At 61.5% G+C, this 25,564-nt stretch carries 21 protein-coding genes, 1 tRNA gene, 2 rRNA genes and 3 pseudogenes (1 of these 27 only partly in view); 15 read left to right on the top strand and 12 right to left on the bottom strand.

Translation table 11 applies throughout. The annotated features are described in order from the left end of the window. The first annotated feature begins 12 nt into the window (after window positions 1-12). The gene (gene ychF, locus HWQ56_RS04495; protein WP_158154031.1) at window positions 13-1,113 is read left to right on the top strand and encodes a redox-regulated ATPase YchF; all 1,101 of its coding nucleotides are present in this window, start codon (window positions 13-15) and stop codon (window positions 1,111-1,113) included. Window positions 1,114-1,294: 181 nt separating this feature from the next. Beyond that, the gene (locus HWQ56_RS04490; RefSeq protein WP_158154030.1) at window positions 1,295-2,167 is read left to right on the top strand and encodes a restriction endonuclease; all 873 of its coding nucleotides are present in this window, start codon (window positions 1,295-1,297) and stop codon (window positions 2,165-2,167) included. Window positions 2,168-2,175: 8 nt separating this feature from the next. Here HWQ56_RS04490 and HWQ56_RS04485 read toward each other — a convergent pair whose 3' ends face one another. Continuing rightward, a complete protein-coding gene (locus tag HWQ56_RS04485; RefSeq protein ID WP_158154029.1) occupies window positions 2,176-3,096 on the bottom strand; it encodes a LysR substrate-binding domain-containing protein in 921 nt (306 codons plus the stop codon). 154 nt (window positions 3,097-3,250) lie between these two features. On the opposite strand from HWQ56_RS04485, the gene HWQ56_RS04480 reads away from it, so the two are divergent. After that, a complete protein-coding gene (locus tag HWQ56_RS04480) occupies window positions 3,251-4,708 on the top strand; it encodes an amidase (protein WP_176569889.1) in 1,458 nt (485 codons plus the stop codon). 105 nt (window positions 4,709-4,813) lie between these two features. Next, on the top strand, window positions 4,814-6,166 hold the full coding sequence (locus tag HWQ56_RS04475; RefSeq protein WP_176569888.1) for a Fic family protein: 1,353 nt from the start codon (window positions 4,814-4,816) through the stop codon (window positions 6,164-6,166). A gap of 34 nt (window positions 6,167-6,200) precedes the next feature. Here the strand turns inward: HWQ56_RS04475 and HWQ56_RS04470 are convergent, their stop codons facing one another. Next, window positions 6,201-7,421, bottom strand: a complete 1,221-nt coding sequence (locus HWQ56_RS04470; RefSeq protein WP_176569887.1) for an MFS transporter — start codon at window positions 7,419-7,421, stop codon at window positions 6,201-6,203. Between the two features lie 275 nt (window positions 7,422-7,696). Between HWQ56_RS04470 and HWQ56_RS04465 the strand changes: the two genes are divergently transcribed. Beyond that, window positions 7,697-7,773: transfer RNA gene (locus HWQ56_RS04465), tRNA-Met, on the top strand. 207 nt (window positions 7,774-7,980) lie between these two features. On the opposite strand, the pseudogene HWQ56_RS04460 reads toward HWQ56_RS04465, so the two are convergent. After that, window positions 7,981-8,262, bottom strand: a pseudogene (locus tag HWQ56_RS04460) (IS5/IS1182 family transposase); the annotation flags it as partial. On the opposite strand from HWQ56_RS04460, the pseudogene HWQ56_RS29000 reads away from it, so the two are divergent. Both HWQ56_RS29000 and HWQ56_RS04455 read left to right on the top strand, forming a co-directional pair. Beyond that, a pseudogene (locus HWQ56_RS29000) lies at window positions 8,260-8,502 on the top strand (tyrosine-type recombinase/integrase); the annotation flags it as partial. The pseudogenes HWQ56_RS04460 and HWQ56_RS29000 overlap by 3 nt on opposite strands. Window positions 8,503-8,786: 284 nt before the next feature. After that, a complete protein-coding gene (locus HWQ56_RS04455; protein ID WP_209008700.1) occupies window positions 8,787-9,428 on the top strand; it encodes an HAD-IA family hydrolase in 642 nt (213 codons plus the stop codon). A 67-nt stretch (window positions 9,429-9,495) separates the two neighbouring features. Here the strand turns inward: HWQ56_RS04455 and HWQ56_RS04450 are convergent. After that, window positions 9,496-10,095, bottom strand: a pseudogene (locus HWQ56_RS04450) (integrase core domain-containing protein); the annotation flags it as partial. A gap of 261 nt (window positions 10,096-10,356) precedes the next feature. Between HWQ56_RS04450 and HWQ56_RS04445 the strand changes: the two are divergent. Continuing rightward, window positions 10,357-12,048: an acid phosphatase gene (locus HWQ56_RS04445; protein WP_176569886.1), complete on the top strand. Its 1,692-nt coding sequence runs from the start codon at window positions 10,357-10,359 to the stop codon at window positions 12,046-12,048. A 269-nt stretch (window positions 12,049-12,317) separates the two neighbouring features. After that, on the top strand, window positions 12,318-13,259 hold the full coding sequence (locus tag HWQ56_RS04440; protein ID WP_176569885.1) for a 2-hydroxyacid dehydrogenase: 942 nt from the start codon (window positions 12,318-12,320) through the stop codon (window positions 13,257-13,259). Window positions 13,260-13,262: 3 nt separating this feature from the next. Here the strand turns inward: HWQ56_RS04440 and HWQ56_RS04435 are convergent, their stop codons facing one another. Continuing rightward, complete coding sequence (locus HWQ56_RS04435; RefSeq protein ID WP_176569884.1) at window positions 13,263-13,661, bottom strand: tautomerase family protein; 399 nt, start codon at window positions 13,659-13,661, stop codon at window positions 13,263-13,265. Window positions 13,662-13,767: 106 nt separating this feature from the next. Here HWQ56_RS04435 and HWQ56_RS04430 point away from each other — a divergent pair, with 106 nt between their 5' ends. Then, on the top strand, window positions 13,768-14,625 hold the full coding sequence (locus tag HWQ56_RS04430) for a LysR family transcriptional regulator (RefSeq protein WP_176569883.1): 858 nt from the start codon (window positions 13,768-13,770) through the stop codon (window positions 14,623-14,625). On the opposite strand, the gene HWQ56_RS04425 is transcribed toward HWQ56_RS04430, so the two are convergent. Beyond that, on the bottom strand, window positions 14,578-15,201 hold the full coding sequence (locus HWQ56_RS04425; RefSeq protein WP_245217817.1) for a D-Ala-D-Ala carboxypeptidase family metallohydrolase: 624 nt from the start codon (window positions 15,199-15,201) through the stop codon (window positions 14,578-14,580). The two genes, HWQ56_RS04430 and HWQ56_RS04425, sit on opposite strands and share 48 nt — an antisense overlap. Before the next feature lie 110 nt (window positions 15,202-15,311). Here HWQ56_RS04425 and HWQ56_RS04420 point away from each other — a divergent pair, with 110 nt between their 5' ends. Continuing rightward, window positions 15,312-16,475: a hypothetical protein gene (locus HWQ56_RS04420; RefSeq protein ID WP_176569882.1), complete on the top strand. Its 1,164-nt coding sequence runs from the start codon at window positions 15,312-15,314 to the stop codon at window positions 16,473-16,475. A 21-nt stretch (window positions 16,476-16,496) separates the two neighbouring features. Here the strand turns inward: HWQ56_RS04420 and can are convergent, their stop codons facing one another. Further along, complete coding sequence (can, locus tag HWQ56_RS04415; protein WP_158154021.1) at window positions 16,497-17,132, bottom strand: carbonate dehydratase; 636 nt, start codon at window positions 17,130-17,132, stop codon at window positions 16,497-16,499. Window positions 17,133-17,279: 147 nt separating this feature from the next. Between can and HWQ56_RS04410 the strand changes: the two genes are divergently transcribed. Beyond that, window positions 17,280-17,693, top strand: coding sequence for a serine kinase/phosphatase (locus HWQ56_RS04410; protein ID WP_176569881.1), 414 nt, complete (start codon window positions 17,280-17,282; stop codon window positions 17,691-17,693). Window positions 17,694-17,909: 216 nt separating this feature from the next. On the opposite strand, the gene rimI is transcribed toward HWQ56_RS04410, so the two are convergent. Both rimI and HWQ56_RS04400 read right to left on the bottom strand, forming a co-directional pair. After that, on the bottom strand, window positions 17,910-18,362 hold the full coding sequence (rimI, locus tag HWQ56_RS04405; protein ID WP_158154019.1) for a ribosomal protein S18-alanine N-acetyltransferase: 453 nt from the start codon (window positions 18,360-18,362) through the stop codon (window positions 17,910-17,912). After that, on the bottom strand, window positions 18,355-19,131 hold the full coding sequence (locus tag HWQ56_RS04400; RefSeq protein ID WP_176569880.1) for an energy transducer TonB: 777 nt from the start codon (window positions 19,129-19,131) through the stop codon (window positions 18,355-18,357). The genes rimI and HWQ56_RS04400 overlap by 8 nt, the downstream gene beginning before the upstream one ends. Window positions 19,132-19,296: 165 nt before the next feature. Between HWQ56_RS04400 and mksB the strand changes: the two genes are divergently transcribed. From mksB to mksF, 3 genes are read left to right on the top strand one after another with little or no spacing between them, the layout of a single operon-like run. Continuing rightward, window positions 19,297-20,586, top strand: a complete 1,290-nt coding sequence (gene mksB, locus HWQ56_RS04395) for an Mks condensin complex protein MksB (RefSeq protein ID WP_176569879.1) — start codon at window positions 19,297-19,299, stop codon at window positions 20,584-20,586. Then, on the top strand, window positions 20,576-21,247 hold the full coding sequence (mksE, locus tag HWQ56_RS04390; RefSeq protein ID WP_158154016.1) for an Mks condensin complex protein MksE: 672 nt from the start codon (window positions 20,576-20,578) through the stop codon (window positions 21,245-21,247). Before mksB ends, mksE begins: the two co-directional genes overlap by 11 nt. Further along, window positions 21,244-24,078 carry an Mks condensin complex protein MksF gene (gene mksF / locus HWQ56_RS04385; RefSeq protein ID WP_176569878.1) on the top strand — a complete coding sequence of 945 codons (2,835 nt, stop codon included), beginning with the start codon at window positions 21,244-21,246 and terminating at the stop codon, window positions 24,076-24,078. Before mksE ends, mksF begins: the two co-directional genes overlap by 4 nt. Window positions 24,079-24,141: 63 nt before the next feature. On the opposite strand, the gene HWQ56_RS04380 is transcribed toward mksF, so the two are convergent. The 3 genes from HWQ56_RS04380 to HWQ56_RS04370 form a co-directional block, all read right to left on the bottom strand. Further along, window positions 24,142-24,666 carry a hypothetical protein gene (locus tag HWQ56_RS04380; protein WP_176569877.1) on the bottom strand — a complete coding sequence of 175 codons (525 nt, stop codon included), beginning with the start codon at window positions 24,664-24,666 and terminating at the stop codon, window positions 24,142-24,144. A 172-nt stretch (window positions 24,667-24,838) separates the two neighbouring features. After that, a 5S ribosomal RNA gene (gene rrf / locus HWQ56_RS04375) occupies window positions 24,839-24,954 on the bottom strand. A 141-nt stretch (window positions 24,955-25,095) separates the two neighbouring features. Beyond that, window positions 25,096-25,564: ribosomal RNA gene (locus tag HWQ56_RS04370) — 23S ribosomal RNA — on the bottom strand; it runs 2,423 nt beyond the window's last position.

The raw sequence follows: 25,564 nt of genomic DNA, 5'->3' as shown, positions 1-25,564 counted from the left end.
GAGGGAATCACCATGGGTTTCAATTGCGGTATCGTCGGCCTGCCCAACGTCGGCAAGTCCACACTGTTCAACGCCCTGACCAAATCGGGTATCGCGGCCGAGAACTTCCCCTTCTGCACCATCGAGCCCAACAGCGGTATCGTGCCGATGCCTGACGCCCGCCTGGACGCCCTGGCGGCCATCGTCAACCCCAAGCGCATCCTGCCGACCACCATGGAATTCGTCGACATCGCTGGCCTGGTGGCTGGTGCTTCGAAAGGTGAAGGCCTGGGCAACAAGTTCCTGGCCAACATCCGCGAGACCGACGCCATCGCCCACGTGGTGCGCTGCTTCGAAGACGAGAACGTGATTCACGTCTCCAACAGCGTCGACCCCAAGCGCGACATCGAGATCATCGACCTGGAACTGATCTTCGCCGACCTGGACAGCTGCGAGAAGCAACTGCAGAAGGTCGCGCGTAACGCCAAGGGGGGTGACAAGGACGCCGTGGCCCAGAAAGGCCTGCTGGAAAAGCTGATCGCCCACTTCACCGACGGCAAGCCCGCTCGCAGCCTGATGAAGAACATGGGGGCCGACGAGAAGGCCATCATCCGTGGCTTCCACCTGCTGACCACCAAGCCGGTCATGTACATTGCCAACGTCGCTGAAGACGGCTTCGACAACAACCCGCACCTGGACGTGGTCCGCGCCATCGCCGAAGAAGAAGGCGCCATCGTGGTGCCGGTGTGCAACAAGATCGAAGCCGAAATCGCCGAGCTGGACGATGGCGAGGAAAAGGACATGTTCCTCGAGGCCCTGGGCCTGGAAGAACCTGGCCTGAACCGCGTGATCCGCGCCGGTTACGAGCTGCTGAACCTGCAGACCTACTTCACCGCCGGCGTCGAAGAAGTACGCGCCTGGACCGTGAAGGTCGGCGCCACCGCGCCACAGGCCGCGGGTGTGATCCACACCGACTTCGAAAAAGGCTTCATCCGCGCCGAAGTCATCGCCTACAACGACTTCATCCAGTACAAGGGTGAAGCGGGCACCAAGGAAGCCGGCAAGTGGCGCTTGGAAGGCAAGGAATACATCGTCAAGGACGGCGATGTGATGCACTTCCGATTTAACGTGTAACCACGCACGGCAGTGTCGAAGCCCCGGTCTCGTGAGAGCCGGGGCTTTTTCGTGATGCGGCTCACTGGGGCCTTGTTCGGGGCTCTGGACGGCCAGGTCCGCTGCTACGCGGGTGAGGGCCGGCGAGCACGGGGCACGCCTTGGAATTGCAGATCCATCCACAACCTACCAGACCACGGACATGGCCAAGAAAACCTCCACCTTCGACGATCTCATCTTCATCGCCAGCAAGCTCCCCTGGTGGTCCAGCCTGATACTGGCGGTGGCCTTCGGTGTCTACCTGCATGGTGTGGCGGCAGCCCCCGTTGCAATGATCAATGACGTGCAGCACCTGCAGTCCATGATGATGCACAGCATGTTCAAGACGCTGGCCGCCGTCGGCCAATACCTGGTTCCCCTGATTTTCGTCATTGGGGCCATTACCTCCGTGCTGGGCCGCCGCAAGCGCCAGGCGCTGCTGAACACGGGTCACGCGGTCAACGATTTCACCTGGCAGGAGTTCGAACTGCTGGTAGGCGAAGCGTTGCGCCGCCAGGGCTACAGCATTCAGGAAACCGGCGGCAGCGGCGCCGATGACGGCATCGACCTGATCGCCCGCAAGGACGGTGAGAAGTACCTGGTGCAATGCAAGCATTGGCGCGCGCTGCAGGTGGGCGTGCCGGTGGTGCGTGAGCTGTACGGCGCCATGGCCGCCGAAGGTGCGGTGGGTGGTTTCGTGGTGACCAGTGGGCGCTTCACGGAACCTGCGCGGGAATTCGCCAGTGGGCGCAACCTGAAACTGGTCGATGGCGCCCGCCTTCGCCGGTGGATCGCGGCGGCGAAAAATCCGGCACCCGCCGCCAAAACCCAGGCGCCCATCGCGAAGCCGCAGCCGGAGGCGCCAGCGCCCTCGGAGGCGCCCCAGGCCCCGGCCTGCCCGCACTGTCGCAAGACCATGGTGGTGCGTGTGGCCCGCAGCGGCCGCAACGCCGGTGGCGACTTCTGGGGCTGTGCCGACTACCCCAAGTGCCGTGGCATTCGCCCCATCTTCAGCGCCGCTGCGCGCTCGAAATAAACCAGCGCCTATAAAGGGTCGCGCTCGGCCACAGCGAATGCCTGCGGGAACTCGGCACGCAGTGCATCGCTCAACCACTGCGAAAACCATTGCACATCCGCTGACATCTGCCCCGCGGGCGTCAGCAATTGGTAGCTCTCCAGGGCCACTTCGGCCTCCACGGCGCGCACCAGCGTGCCGGCCTTCAATTCATCGCGAACCAGTACCTCGTTAGCCAGGGCGATGCCCTGCCCGCTCTCGGCCACCGCCAGCGCATGATCATTGCTGACGTAAAGCACGTCACAGGACAGCTGCGAATCAATGCCCAAGGCGTTGAACCACATGTTCCACCATTCGCCATCATCGAAGTGGATCAGGTCCAGGCTCATCAGGTCTTCCAGCCGGCGAACGGGCTTGATGCTCGCCAGATACCTGGGCGTGCACACCGGAAATACCCGGGGGCACATCAGCGTGGCGCGGCTGTTGGCGTACTGCCCCGGCATGCCATAGGCGATCCCCAGGTCCGCGGTACGAGCATCGACCTCGGTGAACGTGGAGTTGGGCTCAATGGCCACCTTCAGCCCGGGGCGCGCCTGGCGCAGCGCTTCGATGTGCGAGGTCAACCAGCGCTTGGCCAACCCGGGCACCACCAGGATGCGCAACCAGCGTTCGCTGGGGATGGGCTGCAACGCCTCACTGGCGTCGGCGATCTGTTGCAGCGCGCGGGAAATCTTGTGGTGGTATTGGCGCCCGGCAGGGGTCAACACCACACCGCGCGGGGTGCGCTCGAACAACTGCACGCCTAGCCAGTCTTCCAGCAGTTTCACGTGCCGGCCCACCGCTGGCTGGGTCACGTGCAAGGCCTTGGCGGCCTCCACGTAGCTGCCCAGGCGCGCTGCAGCATCGAAGGCGCGCACTGCATTCAAGGGAGGCAAACGCAGGTTCGACATCCGTTCCGGGCCTCGCTGGCTATTAAATTTCCTGACAGCTGCCATGTTAAAATTGAAGTTTCGCGCCGGCAATCCCCCGGCTGATAATCCCGGCAGTGCATAACAACAATAGCCCATCGCCCGATGGGGATATCCCAGCCGAAAAGGGTCAGCCATGAATACTCAACCCCTCGACGACGTAGTGCTGCTGCCCGCCCACGAACTGGCGAGCAAGATCCACGGGCGGGAACTGTCGTGCCGTGAAGTGATGCAGGCCTACCTGGCCCATATCGAGCGTTTCAACCCACAGGTGAATGCCCTGATCAGCCTGCAACCGGCCGACGTACTGCTGGCCCAGGCCGACGAGCGCGACAGGCAACTGGCACGGGGGCACTACCTGGGCTGGATGCACGGCCTGCCTCATGCCATCAAGGACCTGTCGCTCACCCGCGGCATACGCACTACCCTGGGCTCGCCCCTTTACCGCGACTTCGTGCCCGAGCATGACGGCATCATGCCGGAGCGGATCAAGGCGGCCGGTGCGATCATCATCGGCAAGACCAACACCCCGGAGTTCGGCCTGGGCTCACAAACCTACAACCCGCTGTTCGGGGCTACCGGCTGTGCCTTCGATCCGTCCCGCACCGCGGGTGGCAGCAGCGGCGGTGCGGCCGCGGCATTGGCCATGCACCTGGTACCGGTGGCTGACGGCAGCGACATGATGGGCTCGCTGCGCAACCCCGCCGCGTTCAACAACATCATCGGCTTTCGCCCGTCCCAGGGTCGCGTACCCTTCGATGACGCCGCCGACCTGTTCTTCGACCAGCTGGGCTACGAAGGCCCCATGGGTCGCACTGTTCAGGACACCGCCCTGCTCCTTTCGGTACAGGCAGGCCACGATCCACGCGCGCCCTTGTCGCTGGCGGGCGACGGCAGCGAATTCACCGCCCCCCTGGGCCGCGACTTCAAGGGTGCACGAATAGGCTGGCTGGGCGACCTGAATGGTTACCTGCCCATGGAAAATGGCGTGCTGGCGTTGTGCGAAAAAGCCTTGGGCGATTTCAAGGCACTGGGCTGCGACGTGGAGCACGCCACCCTGGGGTTTGACCCGGCACGCTTATGGGACTGCTGGCGTACCTTGCGCAACTGGCTGGTGGCCGCGTCATTGGGCAAGCACTACCACACACCCGGCAAACGCGAGCTGCTCAAACCCGAGGCGTGCTGGGAGGTGGAAAATGGCCTGCGCCTCAGCGCCAGCGATATCGCCCAGGCGTCCGCCACCCGCACCGACTGGTACCGCGCCATCCGCAGGCTGTTCGAGCGCTACGACTACCTGCTGCTGCCCAGCGCCCAGGTATTCCCGTTCGACAAAAGCGTGCATTGGCCCACTGAAATCGGCGGCCATGCCATGGACACGTATCACCGCTGGATGGAAGTCGTGATACCTGGCTCGCTCAGCGGTTGCCCGGTGGCCAACGTACAGGCAGGGTTCAATCAACAGGGCCTGCCCATGGGCCTTCAGATTATCGGCCGGCCCCAGGCGGACATGGCGGTGCTGCAGATGGCGCATGCCTACGAACAGGTGAGCCAGTGGTTTGCACGGGTGCGGTCGCCGTTGCTGGTGGCGCGATAGGGGTGGCGAGTGGCGCGATTATGGCGCGATAGGTCCTTGGAGTGGCGCGATTCCAGTAATCGCGCCACAATTGCGCCATCTCCTCACTGAAATCGCGCCACTGCCATGAGTACACTGACCGACCTGCTCGATGAAATCCACGCTTCACCCGCGGGCCTGATGCTGAGCGACTGGCTGGCAAAACACCCGAGTGTGCCGAGGCGCACTGCGCAGCGATGGGCTAGCGAACTAGTCAGGAATGGCCAGGTGATCCCTACCGGCAATGGCCCCTCGCGCCGTTATCACGCCAGTGCCAAAGCCGCCTGGCCTGCACCGCAGGAAATTAGCTTTCCCACCTTCATCCCCTTGTCGGTCGACAGCCGTGACATCCTGGCTTACGTAGATCAGCCTCTCCAGGCGCGTAAACCAGTGGGCTACCAGCGGGAATTTCTGCACGCTTACCAGCCTAACGCTACTTTCTATCTGTCGGCCAGCCAACGGCGCCAGTTGCACAGCATTGGCAAAACCCCTGATGCCCATGCCCCGGCCGGCACCTATAGCCGCGCCATTCTCAACCGTCTGTTGATCGACTTGTCCTGGGCATCCAGTCACCTGGAGGGCAACACCTACACCCGGTTGGATACGGTGGAGTTGATTGACTTCGGCAGAGTGGCGCAAGGCAAGGCGACACTCGAGACGCAGATGATCCTGAATCACAAATCGGCTATCGAGTTGCTGGTGGAGAATATCGATAGTGTTGGATTCAATCGCTACACATTGCTGAACTTGCACAGCGCGCTTTCGGAAAACCTGCTGCCCAACAGCGCCGACGAAGGCCGCGTGCGCCAACACGGGGTGGAAATCGGCCAGAGCGTGTACCGCCCACTGGCCGCTCCACAGCAGATCGATGAAGCATTGGATGAAGTGCTGGCCAAGGCTGCCGCTATTGAAGACCCCTTCGAGCAATCGTTTTTCATCATGGTCCACATTCCCTACCTGCAACCCTTTGCAGACATCAACAAACGCACCTCGCGGCTGGCGGCCAACCTGCCTCTGTTTCGCGCCAATCTGTGTCCGCTGACCTTTCTCGACGTACCTGAACAGGCCTATAGCAGGGCGACCCTGGGACTGTACGAACTGACGCGGGTGGAGCTTCTCAGGGATCTCTATGTATGGGCATACGAACGATCCACGCAGGAGTATCTGGCCATTCGCCAGGAACTGGCAGCACCAGATCCGTTGCGGTTGGCGTGGCGCAACTTGATCAAGCAAACCATCCGAGACGTGGTAGTCGCCCCTGGCGAAGATGCTGTGGCAATCATTGAGCGGCATGTCATGGCCAGCGTGCCGACGCCAGAGCAGCCGAATGTGCAAGCCTTGATCATCGAAGAGCTTCGCAGGTTGCATGAAGGCGTGTTGGCACGCTATGGGTTGCGTCTGTCAGAATTCACTGCCTGGAAAGCTGCGCAAGCTGTCTGACAGCAAGCCCGCTTCATGCGGGCTTGCTGTTGGCTTACACCTTGCGAGTATTGGGCAATAGAATCGTCAATATGCCGAACAACGGCAGGAACGAACACAGCCCGTACACGTATTCGATACCGCGAATGTCGGCCAGATGCCCGAGCAGCGCCGCGCCGATACCGCCGAAGCCGAACATCAGCCCGAAGAACACGCCGGCGATCATGCCGACGTTGCCGGGCACCAGTTCCTGGGCATACACGACGATGGCCGAGAACGCCGACGCCAGGATGAACCCGATAACGATGCTCAGCACCGTGGTCCAGAACAGGTCCACGTAAGGCAGCGCCAGGGTGAACGGCGCCACGCCCAGGATCGAGAACCAGATCACTGCCTTGCGGCCGATCTTGTCGCCGATGGGGCCCCCGAAGAACGTGCCTGCCGCGACTGCGCCCAGGAACAGGAACAGATGCATCTGGGAGCTGGCGACCGACAGGTGGAATTTCTCGATCAGGTAGAAGGTGAAGTAGCTGGTGAAGCTGGCCATGTAGAAGTACTTGGAGAACACGAGCAGGCCGAGCACCACCAGTGCCCACGTGACCCGGCGCCGAGACAGGCCATGAGTGGCCTGGCCACCCTTCTTGGCCTTGAACAGGTTCAGGTGTTCCTTGTACCAGCGGCTCAGCCCCCAGGTCACGCCCAGGGCGAACAACGCGAAAATGCCGAACAGCGCCACGTTGCCCTGCCCGAACGGAATGATCAACGCCGCCGCCAGCAGCGGGCCGAACGCCGAGCCGGCGTTGCCGCCTACCTGGAAGGTGGATTGCGCCAGTCCATAACGGCCACCGGAGGCCAGACGGGCGATACGCGAGGTCTCCGGGTGGAAGGTCGAAGAGCCGATGCCTACCAGCGCCGACGCCAGCAGGATCATCGGGAAGCTGCCAACGAACGCCAGCATGACGATGCCCACCAGGGTGCAGATAGTGCCCAGGGGCAACAGGTTGGGCTTGGGATGACGGTCGGTGTAAAAACCCACCCACGGCTGCAACAGCGAGGCAGTGATCTGGAACGTCAGGGTAATCAGGCCAATCTGGGTGAAGCTCAGGCCATAGTTGGCCTTGAGCATCGGGTAGATCGACGGCAGCACCGACTGGATCAGGTCATTGATCAGATGCGCCAGTGCGCAGGCGCCGATGATGCGCATCACCAGCGGGCTGGTCTGGGGCGGCGCTGCGGTAGCCGCGGTAGCGCTGGGTTGAATGTTGGTGAGGGCCATGGAGCAGTCTTCCGGACAACAGGGAGGAACGCTGTTCAGCGTGCCGCATACGGGTGCACGGCCAGCGCAAGGAATCGCTAATGTGCCATTTTTCTATGCGCGATTGCTAACAATGAAACAAATTATGTCTGACCCCGGGGCTGAAGCCACCCTGTCGCACGCGCTCCGGCGGTGGCCATTTGTGCGTTTTGGGCTAAGCTTTTGATCAGGCGTAAAAAAATTTCAAAAAGATGCTTGACGCATCTTCGTTCTGAGGGAATAATGCGCGCCATCTTGGCTACATAGCTCAGTTGGTTAGAGCATAGCATTCATAATGCTGGGGTCCGGGGTTCAAGTCCCTGTGTAGCCACCAAGTGCCGATCCATAGATGTCTACAGCAGTCTATGAATCACCTCAAGAAGCCCGCCTCGTGCGGGCTTTCTTGTGTCTGGACATCCAAACTGATCCACCCACATCCTTTCACATCCTGTATGCCCCCATGCTTCAATAAAAATTGAACGGGAGGCATACACGGATGAAACGCAGCGATGTTCAACGCCGTCCTCTTTCCGATACCGCACTAGGCTCTGTACGAAAACAGCTGTCGCAAACACCGCATGGAACAAGCCAGCGAAACCATAGCGGAATAGCTTTTTGCAAGCTTGTCGAAGCGCGTTACGATCCGGCGGTTCTCTTTCCGCCATTCCGACATGCGCTCGATGATGTTGCGCTGTCGGTACTTGGGCCGATCAAACAGTCTTGGTAAGCCAGGCTTGGCTTTGCGCTTCATCGAGCGCAACGGGATGACGGGTTGCATTCGATATTGGTCGCAGTAGCGGCGTAGCGCTTCGGCGTCGTAACCGTTTTTCTGATGGTGCTAAGGCGCCTTGGTTACTATGGACGACAGACTGGACATGGCTTCCGTCATATTGCAAGCACCGTACTCAACGAGCACGGTTTTCCAGCGGACCACATTGAGGCGCAACTCAGTCATAAGGCTCCAGGCGTTAGAGGCATCTACAAGGCTCAGTACCTGGAGCAACGTACAACGATGATGCAGTGGTACGCCGATCATCTCGACAATTTGGAAACAACAAAGTAACCGCCCCCCATCAAATTGGCGAATCGTCATGACTGCGGATAGAGTCGCTTCTTACCTCTAGGAAGGCACTGCCTTAGTAATCATAAGAGTGGTATGACGAATGGAGATCGACCGTAAGCGTTCGGCGAACTCACTTGGCAACTGAGTGCGCGCTAAGGTTATGCATAACAAGTCTTATACCTATCCAAGCCGTTCTCATATGCTTGCGACTCGGGAAGTATGCCAACTGAAAGCATTGGGATCTGTTCGCAATGCGGAGTACGGGATGCCAGACGGAGGCTACGTTGATTCAAGCTTTTATGGTTGATGTGGATGGTGTCGTCGTTGATGGTCGCCCCTCCGACGGTGAGGGCTGGGATTCATCTCTTGAGGAAGATCTCGGGCTAGCAAGCTCAGATCTCCACAAGGCGCTCTTCGAGCCTTACTGGGATGCTATAGTTACAGGCAAGTTATGCCTGGAGGAGAGGCTTGAGTCAGTGCTGGCAGACATTGCTCCGAAACTTTCTCGGCATAGATTATTGAGTTATTGGTTTGAAAACGATGCTCGGCTCAACCTTGGGTTGCTGTCGGATCTGGCCCGTCATCGTCGTCGTGGTGTGAAAGTATTTCTCGCGTCCAATCAAGAACACCTACGCGCAAATTTTTTAATGAAATCGCTTGGTCTGGAGCACTACTGCGATGGCATCTTTTACTCGGCGGCGCTGTCTTGCCGAAAGCCAAGCCTTGATTTTTATAAAAAAATTACCGAACTGTCCGGATTTCTACCGGAAGAGTTACTCTTGATAGATGATACTAAAGCTAATGTTCAAGCCGCACGTGAGTCAGGGTGGAACGCTATTCATTGGACGAAGTCTAGCGACCTTGAAACGCAGATTAGTGATCTACAAGTAATAGGCAAAGACACACAATGCCCCTCCACGGTATAGCGTGTTGAATAGAGACTGCTCTTAGCAACCTGGACTGCCCCCTACAAAACCGGACACCGCCACCCCGTTAACTTGATGCCGTCTTCATACGCCTGAACTCTCTGGGAGAGCGGTATTTCAGCGCGCTGTGTGGATGCTGCTCGTTGTAATGCTCGAAAGCGATTGCCAGGTTGCGTAACGCCGTTTCGCGGTTCGGGCGAGGCATGGGGGCCACGTAGTCGCGCTTGATGGTCTTCACGGAGCTCTCGGCCATCCCGTTACTCTGCGGGCTGCGAACCGGCGTCGTTACAGACTGCAAGCCGATTTGCTGTGCAAAGAGCCGAGTCTGCTCTGCGACATAGGCCGAGCCATTATCGCTCATCCACTGCACAGGCGTGCTGGGGAGCTGATCACCAAACCGCTTCTCTACGCTTTCCAGCATGAGGTCACGAACATCGTCGCCACTGTAGCCGGTTGGACTGGCCACCCAGCCAATCGCCTCTCGGTCGCAGCAGTCCAAGGCGAAGCTCACACTCAACTTGACGCCGTCGTCGCAGCGAAATTCAAACCCATCGGAACCCCATCGAGTGTTGCTAGTAGCAACAGCGACGCGACCTTCATGCTTGCGAGCAACACCAGGCTGTATTACACGCCGTGCCAGACTGTGTAACCACCAAGTACGAAAAAGAGCTTACCGAAAGGTAGGCTCTTTTTTTTGTGGGTCGAAAACGGAAGCCATCAGGCGCTTTCGGAAATCTCCTACCCTTCTTTCGGGCCTGCCCCATGGCGCAACCTCCATCAGTGAGGCATGGTGCTCGCGCCCGGCCCTCAATGACCCCAGCTCATTGAGCCCCAGGGCCACGGACATCAACCCGCCGCAAAACCGTCACAATCCACTGCTAGCCTCGCCGCCAGAATTATTTTGTTGCACCTGACCAGGGATGCCGTAATGAGCGACAAGACCGACGAGACGAAAGACGCCACCACCCCCCGACTTCCCGACACCAGCCGCCGCCGCTTCCTGGGCGGCGTGGCGGTGCTGGGCGTCGGTGCCGCAGCGCTGAGCGGCTGCGGCAGCGCCAGTGACCAGCCCGGCAAACCGGACGAGCATCCGCTGTCGGCCACCGACCTGGACAAGGCGCTGGCCGACAATGTGAAGACCGTGGTGGTGATCTACGCCGAGAACCGCAGCTTCAACAACCTGTTCGGCAATTTCCCCGGGGTGGAAAAGCCCTTGTCGTCGCTCAAACCCGAGGACTACCAGCAGCGCGACCGCGACGGCAGCCTGCTCAAGACCTTGCCACCGGCCTGGGGCGGCACCCTGCAGATCGGCCCCCAGTCCGTGGATGGAGTGACCTACACCGCCGGCGTGCAGTACCAGGAAAACCTGCCCAATGCACCGTTCGCGCTGAAAGGCCCGAACAAGGAAGACCTGCCGCTGGGTATCATCACCCGCGACCTGTGGCATGTGTTCTACCAGAACCAGATGCAGATCAATGGCGGCAAAAACGATCAGTTCGTTGCCTGGGCCGACTCTGGCGGCCTGACCATGGGCTACTACGACCAGACGCAATATGCCCTGCGCCTGTGGGACGTGGCCCGGGAATTCGTGCTGTGCGACAACTTCTTCCAGGGCGCGTTTGGCGGTTCGTTCCTGAACCATCAGTATCTGATCAGTGCGACGGCGCCGTTCTACCCCAACGCCACCACCTCGGCGGCCAAGGAGCAGATCGCCACGCTGCAGAGCGATGACCCGCTCGACCCACGCCTCAAGCCGCTGGACAAGACCCCAGCCAGTGCCATGACCGGCGCCCCGGCGTTCGGCCCCAGCGCCCTGACCCCGGACGGTTTCGCCGTGAACACCATGGCCCCGCCCTACTGGCCCACCTGGATCCGCGACCCCGAACGCCCGGACTATTCCAAACCGGACCTGCCCAGCGTGCTGGTGCCCCAGAGCCACGAACACATCGGCGACAAGCTGAGCAAGAAGAACGTCGACTGGGCCTGGTATGCCGGCGCCTGGCAGGCCACCCTGGACGAATTCAAGGACTCGGGCGGCATTCCCAAGATCCCGAACTTCCAGTACCACCACCAACCCTTCAACTACTTCAAGCAGCAAGGCCCGGAAAACCCGGCCGAGCGCCAGAAGCGCCTGCGCGACGGCGGGCTGGGGGATGAACCTGGCACCAACAGATTCTTCGCCGATGCCGCGGCGGGCAAGCTGCCGGCGGTAACCTTCTACAAGCCCCAGGGCAACCTGAACATGCACGCCGGGTATGCCGACGTGGCCGCCGGCGACCGCCACATCGCCACAGCCCTCAAGGTGCTGCGCAACAGCCCCCAATGGAAGAACATGGTGGTGGTCGTGACCGTGGACGAGAACGGCGGCTGGTGGGACCACGTGGCGCCCCCCAAGGGCGACCGTTGGGGACCGGGCACACGGATCCCCGCCCTGGTGGTGTCGCCGTTCGCCCGCAAGGGCACGGTGGACCACACGGTGTACGACACCGCTTCGATCCTGAGGTTGATTACCCGGGTGTTCAAGCTGGAGACCCTGGACGGCCTCAAGCAGCGTGACGACGCCATGGTGGCGCGTGGGCAGAAACCCATGGGTGACCTGACCAATGCCCTGAAATTCTAAACCGCGCGACAACAGCCGCGTCTGCCCTCATGCGTTAAGCGTGATACTGGCGAACGAGACGCGGCCTGGCGGCCGCTGCTCGAGTCCGCACATCGCCCCCCTCCCCTGAACGCCTGACATTAAACCAAAGCCGTAGGCTGCGTTCGCGCTTTTTCGGGGATACTGACTGGCGTGCGCCTTCCTTTGCTTTCACAGCCTTGGAGCGTCACTCGCGCGCCCGGATTCAGCCGGCGCTTTATCACTCCTGACATCCCACACGGAGGGCACTCATGAGCGCCACGGTTCTGGTACTGGTCGAAGCCGTCAACGACTACCTGCACATCCTGGAAGACAGTGGTTTTACCCTGATCCGCGCGCCAAGCCGCGAACTGCGCGCCGCCGCCATCCAGGAACATGGCAATAGCATCACTGCCGTGCTGACCCGGGGCCCGCTGGGCTTTTTCGCCGACGAGATGGCGGCCTTGCCGTACCTGAAGATCATTTGCGTGATTGGTGCCGGTTATGAACAGGTTGACCTGGCCGCCGCTCACGCTGCAGGAATCACCGTGACCAACGGTGCGGGTGCCAACGCTTCATCAGTGGCCGACCACGCCATGGCCCTGCTGCTATCACTGGTGCGCGATATTCCCCAGGCCGATGCCTCGGTGCGCCGTGGCGAATGGCGCAAGCTGAGCCGGCCGACCCTGGAGGGCATGCGCCTGGGTATTCTCGGCCTTGGCGCTGTGGGCATGGCCATCGCCAAGCGCGCGGCAGCGGGCTTCGACATGTCCGTCAGCTATCACAACCGTCGCCCGCGCACGGACGTGGACTACCACTACTGCGCCTCGCCCATGGAGCTGGCGGCCAGCTGCGATTACCTGATCATCGCCACCCCAGGCGGCGCCGGTACGCGCCATGTGATCGACAAGACCGCCTTGCAAGCCTTGGGCCCCCACGGCTTCGTGGTCAACATTGCGCGCGCCAGCGTGATCGCCACCGCCGACCTGATCGACGCCTTGCAGCAGGGCACCATCGCCGGGGCCGCCCTGGATGTATTCGACGACGAACCACAGGTGCCCAAAGCCCTGAAGGCCCTGCATAACGTGGTCCTGACCCCGCACGTCGCCGCGCTGTCGCCCCAGGCGTCGGAAGCGACCGTGAGCCTGGTGAACCAGAACCTGCTGGCTTTTTTCGCCGGCCAGCCGGTGCTCACGCCCATTCCCTACCCTTGAGTCTCAGGCCAGGGGGTGCTGGTAACGGTACTCCTGGGTAACCCCCGCGTAACTGTAGGTACCCGCACGGCAATCGATCAGGTGTACGTTGGAGTGCGAGTGCAAATTGCCGATGCGCTCGGCCAGCAGTGCATAGGCTTCACGCTGGAACCGCGCCTTCTGGTCTTTGGTGGTGGTCTCGTCGGTGATCGTCACTTGCAGGCGGAAGGCGTCCTTGCCCAGTTCGGCCAGGCTGCGGTTGTGGATAAACCACTGGGTACGTGGCAAAAAATCAATCAACACCGTGGTGCTTTGCTGCTGTTTGTCGAGCACTGCACAGGTCAGCTCGGTCAACTCCCGCGCCAGCAAAGGGATCAGGTCGAGGTTAGGTTCACCGGAAATCAACAGGGAAAGTCCAGGCATGATGTCGCTCCTTCGTGTGTGGTATGGAGGGCGATGATCACCCTTGCTCAACCATCGTAAAAGCGGGATATTCAGAAGACATCCATCGGAAAATGGCTGGATAATCATGCGTCGTTTCGATCTGGACCTGTTGCATACCCTCACCGTGGTGGCCGAAGCCGGTACTCTGTCGGCTGCCGCTGAGCGCCTGCACCGCTCCCAGTCCGCCGTCAGTGAACAGTTGCAGAAACTGGAGGCTTTCTGCGGGCAGCAGTTGTTCAGCCGCAGCAAGCGTGGCACCCGCCTGACCCCGATGGGCGAACGCTTGCTGGCCCATGCCCGGCAGTTGCTGGACCTCAATGAACAGGCGTTTCACGACATGCGCGGCACGCGCCTGAGCGGTGACCTGCGCTTGCTGATTACCGACTATTTCCGGCCCAACGCTATAGCGCCGCTGCTCAAGCGCTTGACCGACCGTTACCCCGGCCTGCGCCTGCACGTCACTATCCGCAAGAGTGCGATGATCGAGGCCCAGCCTGATGACTTCGACATCGGCCTGTACATGCAGATCGTGCTGGAGGACACACCCGCGCCAGCCGAGGGTGTTGAGGCGGTACGCAACGAAAAGCTGCAGTGGGTGGTGGCCGAGCACTTGCTGCAAGACCGCCCCGCCACCCTGCCGCTGGTGATTCTGCCGGCCACTTGCTCGCTGCAAGGGTTGGCCTTGAATATCCTTCAGCGCGCGCGCCAGCCTTACCTGGTGGCGCATTCGGCATCGGGGGTCGCAGGACTGCAATCGGCCCTCAGCGCCGGGCTGGGGGTGGCGTGCCTGAATGAGTCGTCGATCCCGCCCGGCGTGGTCCCGGTGCCGGCTCACTGGCAACTGCCGGCGCTGCCCAGCGTGCAATTCCGTGCGCGCGTGAACGAACACAGCGGCTCACTGGCCCGGGACGTCCTGAGTATGCTCAGGCCCCATCTGGTCTGACGTCGGCGCCAGGCAATATGACGTCGCCGCGCGGTAGTCATCCCCCCAGGTGCGGTAGCCCGTCGTGTCCAAGTGCACGCGCCCGGAAGGGTAACGGCTCAGGCCGAGGTTCCACTCACCGCCATGCTGTTTCCAGAAGTCGCACAGGCGCTGCGGCTGGGCGCTGGCATCGGGAAACTCCAGGTCCACGGCGAATGCCTGGGTGTGGGCGCTATGGGCAGCGCCGCCCGCGCAAGCGTTCAAACGCGTATTGCGGTAAGCGGAGACCACCTCGAACCGTGTCAGTACGCCCTGTTGGCGCAACGCATCCAGCAGCCGCAATGTCGACTCCACTGCCGGCCAGTGGCTGGGCGGAGGCACCGCAAAGGGCTGGGCGTGACAAGATTGCCAGTCGCTGGCACTGCGCAACAGTTGATAAAGCGGCACCACAGCATCGACCTTGCGCTGCACCAGAAACCGCTCGAAGGCGGCGGTGTCGTGATCGCGAAACCAGTGCACGAACTGCGTTTCATCGCGCTCATCAGCGGCGCCAACCATTGACCATGCGAGTGCCAGCGCCACCCACAGGGTTTTCACGATTGCATGCAAAATTTTTCCCCTCCAGCCATTCCCCGGCCATCCGCACTCGCGCACTATGCACCGGCCAACCCCGCACACAGGGGGCCAACACTGACACGGAGTTATGCATGCAAAAAGCCTCAGCGCTCGCCACCGCCCTTGCCGCCCTGACCCTGGCGGGCACCGCCCACGCCGATATCCAGATCGACCTGGGCAGTACCCAGCGTGTAAGCCAGCTGTTCGCCTACCCCAACAACTGCAACGTTATCTGCTACCGCAACTGGACGCTGGAGCAGACCGTGGAGCACTACCTGACCCAAAGCCTGCAGCGTGACGGTTATGCCCAGGCCAAGGTGACCGTAACCCGCGACAACCAGCAGGTATTCGCGACCCTGAGCGGGGTGCCGGACAACTACGACCAGCCCCTGACGCAACTGCTCAACGCCGGCGACCTGGCCTACAAGGGTGCCAGCCAACTCAATGCCGACAACAAGTGGGCCTACAACTGGTCGCTGTTCCTGCCGCTGGGCATGGCCCTGGAGAACCGCCGCAGCGTCGAGTTGCTGCACTTCCCGCCAGACTATTCGCTGACCCAGTTCCAGGACTACCTGAACTCCAAGACCACCGACCGTTGGGCTACCCTGCTGACCGAGAACGGCGTGCCCGCCGAACAGACGCCCGGCTACCAGACCATCATAGACATTGCCCCGATCGCCGCGCCCGCCACCGCGGGCAGCGACCTGGCCGGTGTCTACGATTACTTCAAGGACTACCAGACCACCATGGTCAAGGAAGTCAGCCAGAACCTGGCGGGGCAGACCTTGCCGATGGTGGCGTTCGGCGCACCGGTGCGCAACTGGATCAAGGCACAGTACGGCCAGAACGTGGCCGTGCTCGGGCTTGCGACCATCAGCCCCAACCCTGGCAAGAATGTCCCGGTACTGGGCGCGAACCACCCGAGCTATATCTGGTACGCGGCAGACCCTGCCAACCACGATGGCAATCAGCAGCAGGCCGACGAAGCCGGTTTGAAAGTGATGGGGCAGGACTTGAGCGCGGCCTGTTGGCAGGCGGGAATGGGCAGCAACCCGAAAGCGGATGCCCAGGCTACCTTGAGTAGCTGCACGCAGAAGTGGCAGGTAGCGCAGAAGCAGCAGACCTGTGAGCTGTTCTACACCAGCGTGCGTGGCGATACCCCAGACAAGGCCAAGCAAGCGTGCGCGGCGGCCCCGGCCAGCCGAGCGTTGAAAAGCCTGGCAGCACCAATGGCGCTGCCGGACTCAAGCCTGTAGCTGTCTGCGGGAGGTTACAGATTAAAGCGGGCGCAAACGGTATTGCGGCGGCAGTTGCTCGAAGCCGCTGATGTTGGCGCCCAGGCTCTTCCAGCGGCCGTCCTTGATGCCATAGATGCAACCATGCACCGACAGGCTCTGACCGCGGTGCCAGGCGTTCTGGACGATGCTGGTGTGGGCAACGTTGGCCACTTGCTGGATCACGTTCAGTTCGCACAGCCGGTCGACCTGCTCCTCCTCGGTTGGCAATTCGGCCAACGCCAGACGGTGCTCGTAATACAGGTCGCGGATTGAACGCAGCCAGCCGTCGATCAAGCCGAACTGGCGGTCCTGCATGGACGCTCGCACGCCGCCGCAGCCGTAGTGGCCAGTGACCAGAATGTGTTTGACCTTGAGCACGTCCACCGCGTACTGGATGACCGACAGGCAGTTGAGGTCGGTGTGCAGCACCACGTTGGCAACGTTGCGGTGTACAAACAGATCGCCCGGCAGCATGCCGACGATTTCATTGGCTGGTACCCGTGCATCGGAACAGCCGATCCAGAGAAACTCGGGCGTCTGCTGGCGGGCCAGCTTGGCGAAGAAGTCGGGATCCTTCTGCTTGATGCCTTCAGCCCAGCGGGCGTTGTTATCAATCAGTTCCTGTAGATCGTTCATGTTCTAGCCTCGATATTGGTGCGCAAGCTATGACTGGCGCCGCGCCTGGCGGGTCACGCGCGGTGGCGATGGCCGATGCAAAACAGGCGGAATCTTCATGAAGGCCACGGGTCCACCCTATTAAGGCCCCAAACATGAGGAATTACCATGACCGAGTCACACCGCCCGATGCACGCCCCGCAACCGGCGCCCATCGATGACAACGAAGACCGCATGGGCTCCATGGAGGAGCTGCATCTGGACGAGGACGAGCCCACGGCAAAGATTGGTGACGAGATCACCCAGGCCGAGATCGATCAGGAGCAGCCGCCCAGCCGGGTGCGAGAAGCCGGCATGACCGGCGCATCGATGGACGACCACAACCCCACCGATGACGACATGAGCCCCGAAACCCTGATCGATGAAGATGGCGCGCGCTCGCCCCACGAAGTCGGCAGTGGCCGGCCGGCGGACCTGGCGCTGAGCATTGTCGACGAGGACGACATAGGCGGCGGCGATGGCCTGGACGAGGCTGAACTGGCGCAGTTGGACCCATTGGACGGTAAACCCGAACGGCGCTGAACATGCTGCTCCTGCGGGACCGAGCGAAGCTCGGGAAGGCCTCACCGCGTTGCGCTTGATACACCGCGGCGACGGCTTCCCGAGCTGGCGCCCGGTCCCACAGAGGATGGCCGCGGAGGTGGGGATTACCCTGTGGGACCGGGCGAAGCTCGGGAAGGCTTCACCGCGTTGCGCCTGATACACCGCAGCGCCCGGTCCTGCGACGGGGCACCCAGGTTATTCGAACAAGGTGCAGGCCATCACCAGCGCATCTTCGCGTCCGCCCGCTATCGGGTAGTAATCCCGGCGCCGGCCGATTTCGTTGAAGCCGAAGCGTTCATACAACCGGTATGCAGAGCGATTGCTGTCGCGCACTTCCAGAAAGCACTCACGCCCATTCATTTCGTAGGCACGACTCATAAGCCGCTCCAGCAGCCGCAACCCCAACCCGCGCCCCTGGCTTTCCGGCTTGACGGTGATGTTGAGCAGGTGCGCTTCATCGATGATCACGTTGATCACCCCGTGCCCCACCTGCTGCTGCCCTTCGAACATCAGCCAGATCTCGTATGACTTCAACCCGTCGAGGAAGATACCCCGCGTCCACGGATGGCTGTAGGCGGCGTATTCGATCTTCAACACGGCTTCAAGGTCCGCCTCGGTCATCCGGCGGAAGGTCACGGCATCAGTCATTCTTCGGTTTCCAGCGCGCCATCAGTCGGCGCATGGCTTTCCAGACGTCCGCCTTGCGTTGCGGCTCGTCCATCAACAATTCCAGGCCCGGCAGGCACCAGGCGTCGCCCAGGCCCTCGACCTGCAAATCACGGTTGTAGTCTTCGGCATTGGCTTCACCGGCAAACCGCACGGCGGGCAACCCCACCAGCCAAAGACAGGCGCATGGGGCTTCTTCCAGGCGCGCCAGGACAAAGCCCTGGACGAAATCGCGCGCAGCTTCCGGGCCCTGGTCCAGGTTGCCGCGCACCAGCAGCGGCCAGCGCACCGGCTCGCCGATGATCTGCGGGGCGTCAGGCAGGCCGGCGGCGCGCAGCATGTCCTTGAGCAGCAGGTAGGCGGGGTCGCGGCTCTGGAACGGTTCGCCAGTGGGCAGTTCGACCAGAACCAGGCAACTGCCGGCGCGCAGCAGTTGCAGGGCAAAGCGCGGCGGCGGTGCCTGCACCACTTTCGGCGCCAAGGGGGCGGCCTCGGGTTCGGGTACCGGCTTGGCGGCCACCTTGGGCGTGGGTCGCGGCACTTCGATTTTCAGCCTTTCCGGTGCACGCGCCACGGGCACGGCGGCGCTGGCCGGCGCTGGCGAGGCGGCCTGTGGCGGCGGTTCCACCGGGGTGGGCGGGGCCAGCAGTTCAGGGCGCGAGGGCGCAGCGAACGGCAATTCGGTACGGGGCAGCCATTGCACCACTTGCATGGCTGCCAGGTAAGCGCGGCGACTGGACTCGATTAACAAAGCGCGGCCATCTGTGGATAAGTTAAACGCCAATTCTACCGCCGTTCTGTGCGCCGTGCCGCAGTTGATCGCGACAAACCGCTGCCAAGTCGATCAGGGGCTCAATGATCGGGTGGCTGATGCAGTACAATCGCCCCTTTTATCTGGCAACGAGTCGGCCATCCAATGATCGAACCCAAGCGCGTCTTGCGCGCACTCGCCGAACACTGGGCATTGCTCGAACCGCTGTGCTCCCATTTCGACCAGGGCACCCTGAGCCTCAGCGAACTGCGCCAGCAGGTCGCTGCCCAGCAATTGGACAGCACGCCGCAGGACATCACCGCCGTGCTCGACGTGTGGATCCGCCTGGATATCCTGGTGCCGGTGGCCAAGAGCCCGAACCGCTTCGAGCTCAACGCCCAGATCCACGACTTCCTCGCTTACCTGCGCCGCGAGCACCGCCTGGGCCTGTGCCTGGAGATCGAAGCCTACCTGCGCCACCTGGAACGTCTGGCCGGGCACATCCAGGACGCGTTCGATATTCGCGACGGCAACGACCTGGCCCGCCAACTGCGCTTGCTGGATATGCGTATCCGCGACGTGCTGAAGAAGCTCGACAACGATGAGCAGGCCCTGGTAGCCGTGGCCGAACGCGCCAAGACCAGCGACCGGCAGATTCCCCTGCGCCAGCGCTACGCCGAAGTGCTGGCCACCTGGGACGAGTACGTCGAGCCGATGATCCAGTTGGTGAACGCCGACGGCGCATTCGAGCAAGGCGTGCGCAAGGTCGAGAACGTGCTGCTGCGCATGCTCACCGAGCAGCAACGCCTGGGCCACCTGGTGGATGACGACATGTTGCTGCGCACCCACGCACGCATCCTCGAAATGCAGACCCGCGCCCAGCTGACCCTGCGCCATGCCCGCGAATTGCTGCTGCCGCTGCGCGAAGAAGCGCGCCGGCACAACGCCGTGACCCGTGGCGCCGCGCTGGCCCTGTCAGCGATTCGCCGCAAGGGCCTGGACGCGGTACCGCAAGCGGCGATGCCAATGTTCACCCGGCCCCAGAGTACGTTTCTCGGCAGTGCCAGCCAGGTGGAAGCCTATGTCTACGCCCTGGCCCGCTTCGAAGCCAAGCCGGCGCAGTTCCCCAAGGCGCACAAGACCCGCCAGGGCGATGCGCCCAAGGCGCCGCGCACGGTCAAGGAAATGCTCGATCGCTGCGAAGACGCCCTGCCGCTGCCCGACCTGATGACCTGGTTGCTGGAACAGGAGCCCGAAGGCGCCACTGACGAACTGCTGTACTGGTTCTCGCGCCTGTCCCGGGACAAACGCTTTGCCCGTGAGCGCCTGGAGCGCCGCGAGTACCACACCCTGGAGCACCGCGTGAGCCTGCGCTCCTTCGCCCTGCTTTCCAGCGCCGCCGCGGCCCAGGCCGCGCCGCTGGAACCCTCTGCGAGCACTGCACATGAATCTTGATCTGTCCGAAATGTCCCAGCTGGCGCCGATCTTTCGCGAGCTGTTCAAAGGTTTCCACATCAGCCGCAGGGACCCGGAGCTGTACGCGCAATTGTCCAACCTGCAGGACCAGTACCGCGGCCTGTTCCGCGCCCTGGGCTTCGACCTGGTATGCGACACCCGTGGCTTCTTCTACTTCGTGCCCGAGCAGGCTGCCGCCCAGGTCAACAAGACCGCCCAACGCCTCTCGCTGTTCACCTTCATTCTGGTGGAACACCTGGCAGACCAGGGCCGCGACCCCATGGCCGTGCTGGACGGCGGCAGCATCGGCCGCGACGAACTGCCTTCGCTGCTGGAGAAATACCGCGACCTGTTCCTGCAGGCCGAAGTGCAGACGCCCGAAGAGCTGGAAGAGAAAATCATGCGCCGCATGACCCAGTTGGGCTTCGCCGGCGAAGAGAACGGTGTGTACCGCTTCCTGCCGCCCATGCATCGCTTCCTCGACGTATGCCTGTCGGTGCAGCAGGACCGCAACCTGGCGGCCAGCCTGCACAGCGACCTGCCGCTGCCAACCCCGGTACTGGTGGACGATGACGACATCGTGGTGATCGAGGACAACGACGAGTCGGAAGAAGAGGCCCTGGCACGCGCCATTGCCGAAGAACAGGAGATCGATGCATGAGCCAGGAACGCTATGGCATCCGCCGCTTCGCCCTGCTGAACACCGCCGGTTACAGCCTGGGCCTGTTCCCGCTGGAAAACCCGCTATCGGTGTACGGCGCCAACAACCTGGGCAAGTCTGCCTCCATCAACGCCCTGCAGTTTCCGATTCTGGCACGCATGTCGGACATGAGCTTCGGCAAATACAGCCTGGAACAGTCGCGGCGCTTCTACTTCGCCAGCGACACCAGCTATATCCTCTGCGAGGTCTCCCTGCCCCACGGCCCCCACGTCATCGGTGTGGTGGGCCGCGGCCCCGGCGGTGGTTTCGGCCACCAGTTCTTCGCCTACAAAGGCGAACTGGACCTGGCTCACTACCAGAAGAACGATACTTGCCTGCGGCAGAAAGAGCTGTTCACCAACCTTGAGCGCAATGGCCTGAAAGCCTACGAGCTCAAGCCTGATGAACTGCGACGCCTGCTGGTTGGCGGCCACACGTCGGTGCCCCTGGACCTGACGCTGATTCCGCTGCGCTCCACCAGTGAGCAGAGCCTGAAGACTTTCCGCGCCCTGTTCATCAATTTGCTGCACATGCGCGAGATCACCGCCGCCAAGCTCAAGCAACTGTTCCTCGATGCCTTCGAGCACAGCCTGCGCTCGGGCAGCGTGGACTACATCGCTGCCTGCGAAGAAGCCTTCCGCGACGTGCGTCGCATGGAGCAGGACTACAACTCGCTGGTGTCCGCCGGGCCGCTGGTGGAAGCCTTGGCGAACGGTGTTCGCCAGCGCGATATCCTGCGCGGCAAGCTGCATCGTATTTCGCCGGTCCTCGACTCGTTGCTTGGCACCTGGCAGGACTATTCCGGCGCGCGCAAGGAAGAGCTGGTCATCCAGGCCGAGCATTACCGCAAGGAACAGGACGCCCTGCAGAACAACCAGCGCGGCGGTACCCAGGAGCTCATGCGCCTGGAGCGCGAGATCACCGGCGTGCAACGCTGGCTGGGCGAGCTGTCGGTGCTCAAGCATCGCTTTGCCCTGGTCAACGACGTGAAAACCCTGGAGCAGCAACTGCTGGCCGCCAAGGACGCTCACGATGAATTGGCCGGCGCCCTGGCCCAATCGCGCCAGTTCAGTGCCGAAGACCTGGAAGAGCGCTTGCGCGACCTGGAAAAACGCCTGAAGTCGGTGAAACAGCAACTCGACCACGCCGACAACAACAGCTACGCCCGCCTGCGCGAAGAATTCTCGCAGCAGGATGTCGAGCGCCTTATGCGTCTGTTCAACAGCGCACTGTTCAGCCTGCCGCTGGGTGAGCAAGGTATCGCCCTGGACGACAGCGACGCGTGGGTCAAATCCCTGGAAGCCATTCTTGACGGCTTCAAGGGCGAGCGCTTCGAAGTGCCGGGCATTTCCATCGACCTGTCGCACATCGACCCGCCGGCCTTGCAGGCCCTGGCCGACCGCGCCGCATTGCGCGAGCAGAAGGAGCGCCTGGAGAAAGAGCTCAAGCAGCTCAAGACTCAACAGGCCGTGGCTTCCGACCGTGCGGCGAGCAAGGAGCAAACCGAAACCCTGTACCAACAGGTGCTCGATGCTCAGAAAGCCTTGGAAGACTTCCGCCGTACCCAGACCCTGAGCGCCGAGGAAGGCGACAAGCTGGAGCAACTGGCGCAGATGGAAGCCGCCCAGGACGAACTCAAGCGTTCCAGTGATGCCTTTACCGAACGCGTCCAGCAACTGTCCGCCAAGCTGCAACTGGTAGGCCGGCAGATCGCCGACATGGAAGCCAAGCAACGCACCCTGGACGATGCCCTGCGCCGTCGCCAACTGCTGCCGGCGGACCTGCCGTTCGGCACGCCGTTCATGGACGCAGTGGATGACTCCATGGACAACCTGCTGCCGCTGCTCAATGACTATCAGGATAGCTGGCAAGGGCTGCAGCGCGTCGACGGCCAGATCGATGCGCTCTATGCCCAGGTACGCCTGAAGGGCGTGGCCAAGTTCGACAGCGAAGACGACATGGAGCGCCGCCTGCAGCTGCTGATCAACGCTTATGACCACCGTACTGACGAAGCCCTGACCTTGGCCAAGGCACGCCGCGCGGCGGTCACCGATATCGCCCGTACCCTGCGCAATATCCGCAGTGACTACGACAGCCTGGAACACCAACTGGCGCTGTTCAACCGCGAGATCAACAAGCGTCAGGTCTCCAACCTGCAAAGCTTCCGTATCGTGCTGGCACCGAACAAGGAAGCGCTCAAGCACATCGACCAGATCATCCACAGCGCCGGCCAGTACGAAGAAGGCGAAACCCTGTCGGTGTTCGACCTCAGCCAGAGTGCCGAGCAGGACAACAAGAACGAAGAGGCCAAGGAATACCTGGCCCGCCTGGTGGCCGCCAACCATAACCAGTTGGGCCTCAAGGACCTGTTCGAGCTGGCGTTCGAGATCACCAAGGTCAATGGCCAGCCGGTCATCCACACCGACATCGACGGCGCGGCGTCCAACGGCACCACCATGACCATCAAGGCGCTGACCAACATGTACTTGTTGCTGCACCTGATGGACCGCGACCTGGCCGGGCGCATTCGCTTGCCGTACTACCTGGACGAAGCGGCAGACATCGACGAGCGCAACCAGTCAGCGCTGCTGGAAACCAGCCAGCAACTAGGCTTCGTGCCGATTCTGGCGAGCGTGAAGCCGCAGGTGTCGGCGCATGTGGCCATCGACCTGGAAGGAGGTAGTGGGCCTGCCGGCATCTACATTGATGAGTCCGACTGGAAGTACATTCGTCGTCATGAGGTAGTGAAGGCGGTGGTAGCAGATGGTGAAGCTGAAGAAGTAACAGCGTGAAAGGGCGCCCCCTTAAATAGCCTTTCGGTTACTTCAAGGGGGCGCCTTTGGCACTAGTGTCTGTCAGGAGCCAAGCGTCACTTTATCAAAGAACGACCCGTCTTCACGCCCCCTGACGACCAGCGACAGCTTTACTGGCTCGCCACGGTTCAGATTCAAATGAACCGTCCCGCCCTCTGTTACACCTTTCACAGTCCGTCCGCGACCGTCCTTCAATACGATATCAACCTGTGATCCTATCTTGAACGCTTTCGGGTCTGCGCCGAGGCTCCATGTCGTCTGCCCCAGCACTGCGCTCTCCAGGTCAACAAATCGTACCCAACCGTCGGCGCCGGCTACCAGTACTGTATCTTGCAACCTTTCAACCCGTTGATCGCCAGTGATCTCATAGTAGTAAACCCCACCGGCGGATCCGCAGGTGAACCGGGCCATTGCGCTGTTGGTTCCAGGGGTGCCAACTGATCCAACCAGATGGCCCGGCGCAGTCGATGATTCATCCATCACGACCATCGTGCGGCTACTGCGGCTGTCCGGGTGCCACTGAATCAACGCGTTGAAGCTGAATTCGGGATGCTCGGTGAATACCATTTCAATTTCTCCTGATGTGGTTTAAAGCATCCACACCATAGCGGCCGCGATGATTCATTTTCAGCGGGAATAACATCGTGGATTGGAGATATGCCGGTACAGCTCAGCGCCTGGACTCGCCAGAAAGACAAAACCCCCAGCTGCTTTCGCAACTGGGGGTTTCGGAATTTAATCTTGACGATGACCTACTCTCACATGGGGAAACCCCACACTACCATCGGCGATGCATCGTTTCACTGCTGAGTTCGGGATGGGATCAGGTGGTTCCAATGCTCTATGGTCGTCAAGAAATTCTGTAGCCAGGATGCCTTGGGAGGCATTCCAGCGAATCGGGTATGTGATGGTATTTGTGAATCTGCAAACTTTCGGTGCATGTCATCTTCACAACACCGCAATCTGGTCATTCGACGCAAATTGCTTGGGTGTTATATGGTCAAGCCTCACGGGCAATTAGTATTGGTTAGCTCAACGCCTCACAGCGCTTACACACCCAACCTATCAACGTCGTAGTCTTCGACGGCCCTTTAGGGAACTCAAGGTTCCAGTGAGATCTCATCTTGAGGCAAGTTTCCCGCTTAGATGCTTTCAGCGGTTATCTTTTCCGAACATAGCTACCCGGCAATGCCACTGGCGTGACAACCGGAACACCAGAGGTTCGTCCACTCCGGTCCTCTCGTACTAGGAGCAGCCCCTCTCAAATCTCAAACGTCCACGGCAGATAGGGACCGAACTGTCTCACGACGTTCTAAACCCAGCTCGCGTACCACTTTAAATGGCGAACAGCCATACCCTTGGGACCGGCTTCAGCCCCAGGATGTGATGAGCCGACATCGAGGTGCCAAACACCGCCGTCGATATGAACTCTTGGGCGGTATCAGCCTGTTATCCCCGGAGTACC

The organism is Pseudomonas eucalypticola (assembly GCF_013374995.1).
Classification (GTDB): Bacteria; Pseudomonadota; Gammaproteobacteria; order Pseudomonadales; family Pseudomonadaceae; genus Aquipseudomonas; species Aquipseudomonas eucalypticola.
This window is presented reverse-complemented; position numbering and strand designations above follow the sequence as displayed.

What these genes read in the sequence shown, in the direction of transcription:
- ychF (WP_158154031.1), top strand. Translation starts at nt 13, where the DNA reads ATGGGTTTCAATTGCGGTATCGTCGGCCTGCCCAACGTCGGCAAGTCC.
- HWQ56_RS04490 (WP_158154030.1), top strand. Translation starts at nt 1,295, where the DNA reads ATGGCCAAGAAAACCTCCACCTTCGACGATCTCATCTTCATCGCCAGC.
- HWQ56_RS04485 (WP_158154029.1), bottom strand. Translation starts at nt 3,096, where the DNA reads ATGTCGAACCTGCGTTTGCCTCCCTTGAATGCAGTGCGCGCCTTCGAT.
- HWQ56_RS04480 (WP_176569889.1), top strand. Translation starts at nt 3,251, where the DNA reads ATGAATACTCAACCCCTCGACGACGTAGTGCTGCTGCCCGCCCACGAA.
- HWQ56_RS04475 (WP_176569888.1), top strand. Translation starts at nt 4,814, where the DNA reads ATGAGTACACTGACCGACCTGCTCGATGAAATCCACGCTTCACCCGCG.
- HWQ56_RS04470 (WP_176569887.1), bottom strand. Translation starts at nt 7,421, where the DNA reads ATGGCCCTCACCAACATTCAACCCAGCGCTACCGCGGCTACCGCAGCG.
- HWQ56_RS04445 (WP_176569886.1), top strand. Translation starts at nt 10,357, where the DNA reads ATGAGCGACAAGACCGACGAGACGAAAGACGCCACCACCCCCCGACTT.
- HWQ56_RS04440 (WP_176569885.1), top strand. Translation starts at nt 12,318, where the DNA reads ATGAGCGCCACGGTTCTGGTACTGGTCGAAGCCGTCAACGACTACCTG.
- HWQ56_RS04435 (WP_176569884.1), bottom strand. Translation starts at nt 13,661, where the DNA reads ATGCCTGGACTTTCCCTGTTGATTTCCGGTGAACCTAACCTCGACCTG.
- HWQ56_RS04430 (WP_176569883.1), top strand. Translation starts at nt 13,768, where the DNA reads ATGCGTCGTTTCGATCTGGACCTGTTGCATACCCTCACCGTGGTGGCC.
- HWQ56_RS04420 (WP_176569882.1), top strand. Translation starts at nt 15,312, where the DNA reads ATGCAAAAAGCCTCAGCGCTCGCCACCGCCCTTGCCGCCCTGACCCTG.
- can (WP_158154021.1), bottom strand. Translation starts at nt 17,132, where the DNA reads ATGAACGATCTACAGGAACTGATTGATAACAACGCCCGCTGGGCTGAA.
- HWQ56_RS04410 (WP_176569881.1), top strand. Translation starts at nt 17,280, where the DNA reads ATGACCGAGTCACACCGCCCGATGCACGCCCCGCAACCGGCGCCCATC.
- rimI (WP_158154019.1), bottom strand. Translation starts at nt 18,362, where the DNA reads ATGACTGATGCCGTGACCTTCCGCCGGATGACCGAGGCGGACCTTGAA.
- mksB (WP_176569879.1), top strand. Translation starts at nt 19,297, where the DNA reads ATGATCGAACCCAAGCGCGTCTTGCGCGCACTCGCCGAACACTGGGCA.
- mksE (WP_158154016.1), top strand. Translation starts at nt 20,576, where the DNA reads ATGAATCTTGATCTGTCCGAAATGTCCCAGCTGGCGCCGATCTTTCGC.
- mksF (WP_176569878.1), top strand. Translation starts at nt 21,244, where the DNA reads ATGAGCCAGGAACGCTATGGCATCCGCCGCTTCGCCCTGCTGAACACC.
- HWQ56_RS04380 (WP_176569877.1), bottom strand. Translation starts at nt 24,666, where the DNA reads ATGGTATTCACCGAGCATCCCGAATTCAGCTTCAACGCGTTGATTCAG.